Raw genomic sequence first — 10791 nt, 5'->3', positions numbered from 1 at the left:
GGTAGGTGGGGGCGATGGGCTCGAAGCGGATCCGGATGCTGTCCGGCTTCAACCACAACATCCTGTACAAGGGGAAGACCTACCATATCCAGACCGAGGACGGCGGGCTGGATAACCCGAGCATCGTGACCCACGCCTTCCTCGGAGGGGTGATCCTGGACACCGTCCGCCAGGGGTACGATGACCTCCTCGGGCGGCCGGACTGGGAGGAGACCCTGCGCGGCCGGATGAAGGCGCAGCACCTGGAAGAGATCCGGAAGCTCTTCTCCGGGGCCTTCGAACCCTCTCCGGAGGAAGCGGCGGGACATGATTGAGGCCTTCCACCTCCGGGCGGCGGAACGGGGGGTGACCCTGTTTTCGGATCTGACCCTGTCCTTCGACGAGGGGGAGGTCTGGATCGTGACCGGGCCTCCCTCGAGCGGGAAATCGCTCCTGCTGCGGATCCTCGCGGGGGACCGGAAGCCCGACTCCGGCGATGTCCTGGCGGACGGGGAATCGCTCTACGGGGGAAGCCCGGGGGCGAGGAGCCGGTTCCGCCAGCTGTCCGCCTTCGTCCCGGAGGCTCTCCCGGCGGACGGCAGGACCGTGGGCGATCTCTTCCGCCTGTCCGCCCTGTCGGCGGGGAAGATCCCGAGAGAGGAGCGGACGCGCCGGGAGGAGCAGCTGCTCGGACTGCTCGGAGTGGCCGGCACCCGGGAGGTCCTCCTGAGGCACCTGTCCGTCTCCGAGCGGACCCGCGTCGCGCTGGCCGCGGAGCTGTTCCGGGGGCCGAAGGTTCTCTTCCTGGACACGGTCCTGGCGAACGCGGGGAAGGACTGGGCGGACTCCCTCACCGGCCTCTTCCGGGCGCTGGCGCGGGAGGGACGGACGATCGTGATGCTGGAGCGGGATATGCCCGAGCGGCTGAAGGTCATGGTGGGGCCGGAAACGTGGGGCGATCCGGAAGCCGACACGGATCCCCGGATCCGGGAGGCGGGCCCGTTCCTCCTGTTCCGACTGTCCCACGGGGACCGGAAAGCTCCCGCCGGGGACCCACCGGACGAGCCTCCGGGGGAAACGCCGGACGAGTCGCCCCGCGCGGACGGGACGGCATCGGAGCGGCCACCGGAGGCCGGAGAGGAAGGGGAACCGTGAGCGTACCCTTGCCCCTGTGGATCGACTGGAAGCTGGCGGGGATGCGGATGCGGAGGGAGTCGGCGCTCCGATTCGTCGCGCTCCTTCTCCTCTCCTTCCTGTTCCTCGTCCTGCTCCTCTCCGGAGGAACGAACCGGTATCTTTCCGGGCAATGGACGATCACCGCGCTCCTCCGGTCCGGGGTGTCCGACGAGGAGGGGGAAGGGCTCGCCCGGAAGATCGTCGCCCTCCCGTCTGCGCTCGGCGCCGCCTACCGGAGTCCGCAGCAGGCGTGGGAGGAGTTCTCGGCGCAGGTTCCCGGCCTGGAGCTGCTGCGGTCCGGGGGGGGGAACCCGCTCCCGGGGTATGTGGAGATCACCTTACGACACGACCGGCTGTCCGAGGCCGGGATGGAGGAGGTCCTGGCGGCCCTCCGCCCCCTTCCCCAGGTGGAAAGACTGCTCTCCGGGGGAGAGGCGATGCCGCGGCTCTTCCGGTGGAAACGGATCGCGAACGGGGTCCTCTGGGGGGGATTCGGTTTTCTCGTCCTCCTGTTTTTCGTCGGGTTCGTCCTCCAGGAGCGTGCGAGAGCGGCGGCCCTGGCGTCCGACTTCGCCTTCCTGCGTGAGCGGGGAACGCCCGGGGGGCGGATCGCGGCGGGGAGGGCGGCGGGGGCGGCGCTGGCCGCCTTCCTCCTGACCCTCGCGGCTGGAGGCCTGGCGGCGGCCTCCCTCCACCTGCTGTCGGGGCGTTTCCGCGCGGTCCGGCTCGGGGTGGGCTCCCCGGAGGATGCCGCGGAACCCGCGTACCTGCTTCCCGTCGCGCTGTTTCTCCTGGCCCCGGCCGCGCTGGCCGCAGCGGCGTCTTTCATCGGATGGCGGGCGTCGGACGGGTCCCCGCCGGAATGATCGGGAAACGCCCGCCGTCCGCGGGACAGGGCCGCCTGCGCTCTCCGGTCCGGGCTTTTCTCTGGGCCGCCGCCTTCCTCCTTCTCCTCGGGCATCCTCCTTCCGCGGAAGGGGCGGACAGCTATCCGCAGCTTCGGAAGGAGAAGGCCCGCCTGACCGAGATCCGGAAACGGGCCGAAAAGATCGCCGACGAGCTCGCGGAAACCCTCCGCCGGGAAACGTCTACCCGCAGCAAGGTGGCGGATCTCCAGTCCCGTCTCTCCCGCCAGCGGAGGCTGATCGCCCGCGTCGACCGGAAGCTGGCCCGGCTGAACGAACAGCTGGAGAAGGCGGAATCGGAGGTTCGGTCCCTGGAGGCCGAGCGGACGAAGACCCGCCGGGGTCTCGGGAACGCCGCGGAGCGGGCCTTCGCGGGGATGCGGGAAGATCCCCTCTCCCCGGTCGCGGGAAGCCGGCGGGAGCGGAACCGGCTGTTCACCCGCCGGGTTCTCGGGTCGGAAACGGGGCGGTACTCCCGCCTGACGGAGGACCAGGAGCGGAAGGAGCAGGCGATGCTGGGGCTGGAGCGGGAGCTCCAGGCGTCGGAGCGGAAAGTCACCCGCGAGAGGAAGGCGGGGGACCGGCTCCTGGAGCAGCGGCGTGCGGAGGCGCAGAAGCTCGAGGGGATCCGGTCCGAAAAGGAACGGAAGGAGAAGGAACTGCGCGCCCTGCGGGACCGGATCGCGAGAATGGAGTCGCTCGTCTCCCGGATCGAGCGCAAGATCCGGGAGCGGGAGAGCCGGGCGAAATGGCCGAAAGGGAAGGAGGGCCCCTCCCGGTTTTCCGCCATTCCCGGCGGGATCCTTCCCCCCGTCCGGGGAAAGGTCGTGGGACGGTTCGGGAAGCACCGGGACCCCCTGTTCGACGTCGACGTGGAAAACCGGGGGGTGGAGATCGAGGCTCCTTCCGGATCTCCCGTCCGCTCGATCGGCAAGGGGAAGGTGGTCTTCACCGGGAGCGTCGCGGGGTTCGGCAGGGTGCTGATCCTCCAGCACGGGAGCGGACTCTTCTCCGTGTACGGGCGGGCGGAGTCCTTCAGCGTTTCCCAGGACGAGGAGGTGGTCGCCGGGCAGGCCATCGGCCGCCTTCCGGAGAGCCCGGACGGAAAATCGATGCTATACTTGGAGCTTAGAGCCGCGGGGACCGCAATCGATCCCCTGCAGGTCGTCCCGCTCTCCCGGGATTGAGTCCGGGACCGCGGATCCGTCGAGAAAAAGGAGGATGTCGATGCGTCGCGCTCCGCAGGAGCCGGATTCCGGGAAGGGCAGGTCCAGGAGATGGTGGGGCCCGGCGGCGGCCGCCCTCTTCCTCTCGGTGCTCGTGGCCTGGTACGCCGCCGTCTCGCGCCATGCCGCGCAGGCGGACGTCGTCTACGGGAAGCTCAAGGTCTTCGGGGACGTTCTCTCCGTCATCCAGAACAGCTACGTGGAGGAGGTCAACGTCGACAACCTCGTGACCGGTGCGATCAAGGGGATGCTCCAGACTCTCGATCCCCACAGCTCCTACCTCACCCCGGACATGATGAAGCAGGTGGAGGTGGAGACCAAGGGGATCTTCGGGGGGCTCGGGATCGAGATCGGGGTCAAGGACGGGATCCTCACCGTGATCGCCCCGATCGAGGACACCCCGGCCTTTCGTGCGGGGCTGAAGGCGGGGGACCAGATCGTCCGGATCGAGAAGGAGCCGACGAAGGACCTCAACGTGATGGACGCCGTCAAGCGCCTCCGGGGAGAGCCGGGAACGAAGGTCACGATCTGGATCATGAGGGAGGGGTTCACGGAGGCGAAATCGTTCACGATCACCCGGGACATCATCAAGGTCAAGAGCGTGAAGTATAAGTCCATGGGCGACGGGATCGGCTACGTCAGGCTCCTCCAGTTCCAGCAGGACTCGGACGAGGAGCTGGACAAGGCGCTTCGGGCGCTCCTCAAGGAGAAGGAGGGGCTGCGGGGGCTGGTCCTCGACCTCCGGAACAATCCCGGGGGGCTCCTGGACCAGGCGGTGAAGGTCGCGGACATGTTCGTCGACTCGGGGCTGGTCGTCTACACGGACGGCAGGATCGAGAACCAGAAGTCGAAATGGTCCGCCCGCAAGGAGGGGACCTACGAGGGGTTCCCGATGGTCGTCCTGGTGAACTCCGGTTCCGCGTCGGCCTCCGAGATCGTGGCGGGAGCCCTGCAGGACCACGGGCGCGCGATCCTTCTCGGGACACGGACCTTCGGGAAGGGCTCCGTCCAGACCATCCTTCCCCTGGAGGACGGGTCGGCGTTGCGCCTGACGACCGCCCGCTACTACACTCCGAACGGCCGGAGCATCCAGGCGAAGGGGATCGACCCCGACATCGAGGTCCGGGACGGACGGGAGCCGTCGGAGGGACATCCGGGCGCGGTCCGGGAGAAGGACATCGAGCGCCACCTGCGGGGTGAGGAAGAGGAGGAGACTCCGACGACCCCGGCCGAGGATCCTCACGCGAAGAAGGAGCGGAAGAAGGACCCGACGGTGAAGAAGAAGAACGGGGCGGAGGAGACCCCGCCGGACCTTGGCCGCAAGAAGGCGGACGACAAGGATCCCCAGCTGGAGCGGGCGGTGGAGCTGCTGAAGGGATGGGAGATCTTCAAGACCCGGTATCTCAACCGGCCGAAGGCATCCTAAAAGGGGATCGCACTGGGGAGAGGAAGGAAAGGGTCGTCTCCCGGCGCGCCGGGGAAGCGGTCCGGAAAAGGGATCCGGTTCAGGACGCTCTCGCTCCTGGCGTTCCTCTCGGGGTTGCTCTTCATCGGACTGCTGGTCTACCTGCCGCTCGGGGAGAATGCGGGGCCCGCGGGGGCCTCCTCCGGCGGGGCCCTGTCGCCGTTTTCCCCGGGGCTCCGGGAGCATCCGGGAGGGAAGGGAGCCTCCTCTCCGGCCTCGATCCGGCCGGGGCCGCATCCGCGGATCGCCATCGTGGTCGACGACCTTGGGTACGAGCCGGCCCGCGACGCCGCCTGGCTTCAGTTCCCCGAGAAGATCACCTTCGCCGTCATTCCCTTCGGCCCCTCTTCCCGAAAGATCGCGAAGTCGGCCCACGAGCGGGGATTCAGCGTGCTGCTCCATGTTCCGATGGAGCCGGACGGGCAGGTGAACGACGGCACCTCCGGGTTCCGTCTCCGCCGGGGGATGTCCGGTGCGGAGATGGAGGAATTGTTCTCCCGGATGCTCCAGGACGTTCCCTTCGCCGTGGGGGCCAGCAACCACATGGGGTCGGCCTTCACCGCCGACCCCGAGGCGATGTCCCTGTACACCGCGATGCTGAAGGAGAAGGGGCTTTTCCTCCTGGACAGCGTGACCACCGGCCGCTCGGTCGCGGTGGCCTCCGCCCTGAGGGCGGGGATTCCGGCGGCGAAGCGGGACCTGTTTCTCGATGTCGACCCGGATCCGGAGGTCATGCGGCGCCGGTGGGCCGAGGCCCTTTCCCTGGCGAAGGAAAAGGGGTTCGCCGTCCTGCTCTGCCACGGGAGGGCGGATACGCTGCAGGTGATCCAGCGGTTTCTCCCCGACCTCGACGCGGAAGGAATCCGGGCCGTGACGCTGGCCGAGCTGCTCTCCGGGAGCGGGTAGACAGTGGACAGAGAGCCCTTGCGGGCCCCCCTGACCGTTTCGGAGCTTACCGCCCGGATCAAGTCCTGCCTGGAGGGGGAGTTCCGCCTTGTCCGCGTCGAGGGGGAGGTCTCGAACTACCGCCTCTACCCGTCGGGGCACCGCTATTTTTCCCTCAAGGACGACTCGGCCCAGGTCCGGGTGGTGATGTTCCGGGGACGGGAGCGTCAGCTGTTCGGGGAGATCCGGGACGGGCAGTCGGTGATCGTCACCGGGGCGGTGGGGGTGTACGAGAAGAAGGGGGAGTATCAGATCTACGCCCAGTCGGTGGAGGTGGGGGGGGTCGGAAGCCTCCTGCTCGAGCTGGAGAAAAGAAAGGCCAGGCTTGCCGCGGAGGGGCTGTTCGATCCGGCAAGGAAACGGCCGCTGCCCCGGTTTCCCGGGCGGATCGGGATCGTCACCTCGCGGCAGGGGGCGGCCCTGCGGGACATGGTCCGGGTCGCAAGGCAGCGGTGGCCCTCGATCGGGATCACGCTGGCTCCCTGCCTCGTGCAGGGGGAGGGCGCCGCCGAGGATATCTCCCGGGCGCTGGCCGCCCTGGTCGCCCGGGGGGGGATCGACCTGGTCATCGTTGGGCGGGGAGGCGGGTCCGTGGAGGACCTCTGGGCCTTCAACGAGGAGGCGGTCGTGCGCGCGGTCGCCGCCTCTCCCGTTCCGACGATCAGCGCCGTGGGGCACGAGACCGATTTCACCCTGGCGGACCTCGCGGCGGACCACCGGGCGTCGACCCCGACCGCCGCGGCCCAGATGGCGGTCCCGGACCGGGCCGAGTGGGGGGACCGGGTCGCAACGCTTGCCCTGCGGGCCAGGAAGGGGGAACGGTCCCACCGGGAGACGCTCCGGCGCGAGCACCGGATCGCCCTCGGCGGCCTGTCCGATCCCCGGCCGCTCCTGGCGTCCCGGCGGTATGCGGCGGCGGAGCGGACGGACGCGCTCGCGAACTGCCTGGAGAGGATCGTGCGGGAGGGGCGGGACCGGGTGACGCGGCTGTCCACCTCCGTCCGGGTCCATTCCCCGTCCTCCTGGGTCTCCCGGAAACGGGGGGAGATCGCCCTCCTCGCGGAGCGCGCGGGGGGGCTGGCCCGGTCCAGGCGCGCCGCCCTCGGGAAGGATCTCGGGGTACTCGCGGCCAAGATGTCCACCCTCGACCCGAAGGGAGTCCTCACCCGGGGATATGCCATCGCGACGCGAAGGGAGACCGGACGCGCGGTGCGGTCGGTGTCCGAGGTGGCGCCGGGGGACGCGCTGGAGGTCCTGGTCGCGGACGGCGCCTTCGGAGCCGTCGTGAAGGAAGGCGGGGAATGAGAGGCTCCGCGGTCGCGGCCTGCCTCCTCGCCCTTCTCGCGGCCGCTTCTTTGGCCTCCGGGTCCGGGCAGGAGGATCCGCCCCGGGATCCGGAACGGCTCTCGATCCGCCTCTCCTCGTGGGAGCCCAGGCAGGGGGATCCCGTGCTGGCCGAGGTCGTCCCCGACCTTCCGGCCGACGCCATGGTCCTCGTATGGCAGGGGAAGGAAACCCCGATGGGCGGGGAACCGAACGCGGAGTTCCGTGCCTTGTTCGGGGTGGACCTGCTGGCTCCGGCGGGGCCGGCCCCCGTCTCGTTCCTGGTCCTGCGCGGGGGCGAGATCGTCTCCCGCGTCGAGCGGAAGGTCGAGATCCGGGAGCGGAGCTTCCCGGTCCAGGAGCTCACCCTGCCCGGGAAGATGACCCGGTTCGACGAAAAGACGCTGGCGAGGATCGAGCGGGAGGCGTCGGCCCTGACGGAGCGGTTTTCCCGCCTCTCCACCCCTGCGATGTGGTCGATCCCCTTTCTCCCCCCGGTCGCCGATTTCCGCCCCGGACCGTTCGGTTCCCGCAGGATCATCAACGGGGAGCCCCGGAGCCCCCACGCCGGGATCGACATGGTCCTGCCGGAGGGAACCCCCGTCGTGGCCATCGCGGAAGGGATCGTGGCATTCGCGGGGGAGCAGTTCTTCGGGGGGAATTCGGTGGTGCTCGACCACGGGGGCCGCCTCTTCAGCGTCTACTACCACCTGAAGGAGTACGGGGTTTCGACGGAGGAGCATGTCGCCCGCGGCCAGAGGATCGGATCGGTCGGATCGAGCGGGCGGGCCACCGGCCCCCATCTGCACTTCGGCGTGCGGGCCGCGGGGGGGCGGGTGGATCCGGCGATCCTGCTGGCCTTCCCTCCCCGTTGACCGGTTTCCGCCGCGGGAACTATCATGGTATCCTCCACGGGAGGGCGTGATCATGCGATCCAGGGGGAAAGAGCCGTCGTTCGAGGAGGCGCTGTCCGGCCTCGAGGAGATCGTCGCGAAGCTCGAGTCGGGGGAAACCCGGCTCGAGGAGTCGATCCGCCTCTTCGAGGAGGGGATGCGCCTTTCCGCGGTCTGCCAGAAACGGCTCGACGAGGCGGACCGGAAGATCGAGCTGCTTCTCCGGAAGCCGGGCGGGGTCGCGACGGAGACGGAAGAGGAACGTGACATTCTCGGCCAAGAGGAGTGAGGAACGTCCCTCCCGGCACGACCGGGCGCAGCGGGAGATCCTCCGCCGAAGGGCCCTCGTGGAGGATTCCCTTCTCCGGTTCCTGTCGCCCGATCGTTGCGACATCCCGGGCCGCCTGCGGGAGGCGATGGAGTACTCCCTGACGTCGGGCGGGAAGAGGATCCGGCCCGTGCTGCTGCTGTCGGCGGGCGGGGCCGTCGGGGGAGACGAAAAGGAGATGCTTCCGTTCGCCTGCGCGGTGGAATATATCCACACCTACTCCCTGATCCACGACGATCTGCCGGCGATGGACGACGACGATTTCCGCCGGGGGCAGCCCTCCTGCCACAAGGCCTTCGGCGAGGCGGAGGCGATCCTGGCGGGAGACGCCCTGCTGACGGAGGCGTTCCGCGTGATGGGGGAGTCGCGGATCGCGGAACGGGATCCCGGAAGCGCGGTGCGGGCGATGGCGATGCTGGCAAGGGCCTCCGGCGCCTGCGGCATGGCCGGCGGGCAGATGATGGATCTTCGCCCCCCGGGCGACGGGGTAAGCCCGGCGGCGGAGGAGATCGCCCTCCGGAAGACGGCCGCCCTGTTGTCGGCGGCGGCGGGGATGGGAGGGGTGCTGGGGGGATGCGACGAACCCCGGGTCGAGTCCCTTGCACGGTACGGGCGGACCCTCGGGATCCTGTTCCAGCTGGTCGACGACATCCTGGACGAGACCGGAAGCTTCGAGGAGATGGGGAAGAGGGTAGGCAAGGATCCTGGACGCGGGAAGGTCACCTGCGTGTCGGAGATGGGGATGGAGGCGGCGGTGCGGAAGTCGGAGGAGCTGGGCCGGGAGGCGATCGCCGCGCTTTCCCTCTTCGGTCCCGAGGCGGACACGCTCCGGGGGATCGTCCGGCTTGTGGCGGTGAGGAGATCGTAGGATGCCGGAAATGGGAATTCTCGAAACCATCCACTCCCCGGAGGACCTGAAGCGGGTCCCGAAGGAGCGGCTTCCGGAGGTGGCGGCCGGGCTCCGGGAGATGATCGTCCGGTGCGTGGCCAGCAACGGCGGCCACCTCGCGTCGAGCCTGGGGGTGGTAGAGCTGACCATCGCGGTGCATTACGTCTTCTCCTGTCCGGAGGACCGGATCGTCTGGGACGTCGGCCACCAGGCCTACGCCCACAAGATCCTCACGGGAAGGCGGGACCTCTTTCCCACCCTCCGGACCCGCGGCGGCATCTCCGGGTTTCCGCGGATCTCCGAGAGCCCGTGCGACGCCTTCGGCACGGGGCACTCCGGAACCTCGATCTCCGCGGCGCTGGGTCTCGCGGTCGCCCGCGACCTGAACCGGCAGACCCACAAGGTCGTCGCCGTGATCGGGGACGGCTCCCTTTCCTCGGGCCTCGCTCTCGAGGGGCTGAACCAGGCCGGTCACCAGAAGCGGGACCTGATCGTGATCCTCAACGACAACGAGTGGTCCATCTCGCAGAACGTGGGAGCGCTCTCCGGGTACCTGAACCGGATCATGACGGGGAAGCTCTACACCTCCTTCCGGAAGCGTGTGGAGAGCTTCCTGAAATCGCTCCCCCACGGCCAGCTGATGGCGAAGATCGGGCGGCGGGCCGAGGAGCTGACGAAGGGGTTCATCGTCCCGGGCATCCTCTTCGAGGAGCTCGGGTTCACCTACGTGGGCCCGATCTCGGGCCACAACCTCGACGACCTGCTCACGACCTTCCAGAACCTGGAGAACCTCGAGGGTCCGCTCCTCGTCCACGTGGTGACCTCGAAGGGGAAAGGGTATCTCCCGGCGGAGGAGAACCCGGAACGGTTCCACGGGGTCTCCTCGTTCAACCCGGAGACGGGGGAGGGAGCGTCGAAGGAGTCCGTTCCCGCCTATACCGATATTTTCGGCGACGCCATCGTGGAGATCGCCCGGGAGAACCCCGATGTCGTGGCGATCACGGCGGCCATGTGCAGCGGGACCGGCCTGACGAGGTTCCGGGAGACCTTCCCGGACCGGTTCTTCGACGTGGGGATCGCGGAGGGGCACGCCGTGACCTTCGCGGCGGGGCTGGCCCGCGAGGGGAAGATCCCGGTCGTCTCGATCTACTCCACCTTTCTCCAGCGGGCCTTCGACCAGATCATCCACGACGTCTGCCTGCAGAACCTGCCGGTGGTCTTCGCGGTCGACCGGGGGGGGATCGTGGGGGCCGACGGGGCGACGCACCAGGGGCTGTTCGATCTCTCCTACCTCCGCCATATCCCGAACATGTCGGTCATGGCGCCCCGGGACGAGGCCGAGTTCGTCCGGATGCTCCGGACCGCGGTCGGTGCGGGACGGGTGGCGGCGATCCGCTACCCGCGGGGATCCGGACCCGGGGTCCCCATCCCGGCGGACCCGGAGCCGATCCCCTGGGGAAAGGGGGAGATGCTCGTCGAGGGAAGGGATCTCCTGATCCTGGCGATCGGGGCCACGGTTCTTCCCTCCCTGCACGCGGCGTCGGAGCTCCGGAAGAGGGGGATCTCCGCGGCGGTCATCGACGCCCGGTTCGTCAAGCCGCTCGACGCGGAGCTGATCTGCCCGGCCGTGCACCGGATCGGCCGGGTCCTCACGGTCGAGGA

The 10791-nt window shown here is 69.2% G+C and carries 10 protein-coding genes and 1 pseudogene (1 of these 11 running past the window's edge); all 11 read left to right on the top strand.

Annotated features, from left to right (window positions below; translation table 11 throughout):
• Nucleotides 1–14: 14 nt before the first annotated feature.
• On the top strand, nucleotides 15–314 hold the full coding sequence (locus A2X88_07260; GenBank protein ID OGP34160.1) for a hypothetical protein: 300 nt from the start codon (nucleotides 15–17) through the stop codon (nucleotides 312–314).
• Entirely contained in the window at nucleotides 307–1134 is an 828-nt protein-coding gene (locus A2X88_07255) for a hypothetical protein (GenBank protein OGP34159.1), read from the top strand. Before A2X88_07260 ends, A2X88_07255 begins: the two co-directional genes overlap by 8 nt.
• 8 nt (nucleotides 1135–1142) lie before the next feature.
• Entirely contained in the window at nucleotides 1143–2021 is an 879-nt protein-coding gene (locus tag A2X88_07250) for a hypothetical protein (GenBank protein OGP34158.1), read from the top strand.
• Entirely contained in the window at nucleotides 1988–3247 is a 1260-nt protein-coding gene (locus tag A2X88_07245) for a hypothetical protein (GenBank protein ID OGP34157.1), read from the top strand. Before A2X88_07250 ends, A2X88_07245 begins: the two co-directional genes overlap by 34 nt.
• A 40-nt stretch (nucleotides 3248–3287) precedes the next feature.
• Complete coding sequence (locus tag A2X88_07240) at nucleotides 3288–4712, top strand: hypothetical protein (protein OGP34156.1); 1425 nt, start codon at nucleotides 3288–3290, stop codon at nucleotides 4710–4712.
• A gap of 114 nt (nucleotides 4713–4826) precedes the next feature.
• The gene (locus A2X88_07235; GenBank protein ID OGP34155.1) at nucleotides 4827–5657 is read left to right on the top strand and encodes a hypothetical protein; all 831 of its coding nucleotides are present in this window, start codon (nucleotides 4827–4829) and stop codon (nucleotides 5655–5657) included.
• A 3-nt stretch (nucleotides 5658–5660) separates the two neighbouring features.
• Nucleotides 5661–7001 carry an exodeoxyribonuclease VII large subunit gene (locus tag A2X88_07230; GenBank protein ID OGP34154.1) on the top strand — a complete coding sequence of 447 codons (1341 nt, stop codon included), beginning with the start codon at nucleotides 5661–5663 and terminating at the stop codon, nucleotides 6999–7001.
• Entirely contained in the window at nucleotides 6998–7894 is an 897-nt protein-coding gene (locus A2X88_07225) for a hypothetical protein (GenBank protein ID OGP34153.1), read from the top strand. Before A2X88_07230 ends, A2X88_07225 begins: the two co-directional genes overlap by 4 nt.
• Before the next feature lie 52 nt (nucleotides 7895–7946).
• Nucleotides 7947–8201 (top strand): exodeoxyribonuclease VII small subunit, encoded by a 255-nt coding sequence (locus A2X88_07220; protein OGP34152.1) that lies wholly within the window; start codon nucleotides 7947–7949, stop codon nucleotides 8199–8201.
• 37 nt (nucleotides 8202–8238) lie between these two features.
• Nucleotides 8239–9108 (top strand): hypothetical protein, encoded by an 870-nt coding sequence (locus tag A2X88_07215; protein ID OGP34163.1) that lies wholly within the window; start codon nucleotides 8239–8241, stop codon nucleotides 9106–9108.
• 10 nt (nucleotides 9109–9118) lie between these two features.
• Nucleotides 9119–10791, top strand: a pseudogene (locus A2X88_07210) (1-deoxy-D-xylulose-5-phosphate synthase); it runs 256 nt beyond the window's last position.

The organism is Deltaproteobacteria bacterium GWC2_65_14 (genome assembly GCA_001797615.1).
Classification (GTDB): Bacteria; Desulfobacterota; Deferrimicrobia; order Deferrimicrobiales; family Deferrimicrobiaceae; genus GWC2-65-14.
The sequence above is the reverse complement of the archived record's forward strand: the minus strand, read 5'-3'. Positions and strand labels throughout refer to the sequence as shown.

Excerpts from the sequence above, each read along its gene's own strand:
- A2X88_07240 (OGP34156.1), top strand. The coding sequence starts at position 3,288 with ATGCGTCGCGCTCCGCAGGAGCCGGATTCCGGGAAGGGCAGGTCCAGG.
- A2X88_07220 (OGP34152.1), top strand. The coding sequence starts at position 7,947 with ATGCGATCCAGGGGGAAAGAGCCGTCGTTCGAGGAGGCGCTGTCCGGC.
- A2X88_07260 (OGP34160.1), top strand. The coding sequence starts at position 15 with ATGGGCTCGAAGCGGATCCGGATGCTGTCCGGCTTCAACCACAACATC.
- A2X88_07245 (OGP34157.1), top strand. The coding sequence starts at position 1,988 with ATGGCGGGCGTCGGACGGGTCCCCGCCGGAATGATCGGGAAACGCCCG.
- A2X88_07225 (OGP34153.1), top strand. The coding sequence starts at position 6,998 with ATGAGAGGCTCCGCGGTCGCGGCCTGCCTCCTCGCCCTTCTCGCGGCC.
- A2X88_07255 (OGP34159.1), top strand. The coding sequence starts at position 307 with ATGATTGAGGCCTTCCACCTCCGGGCGGCGGAACGGGGGGTGACCCTG.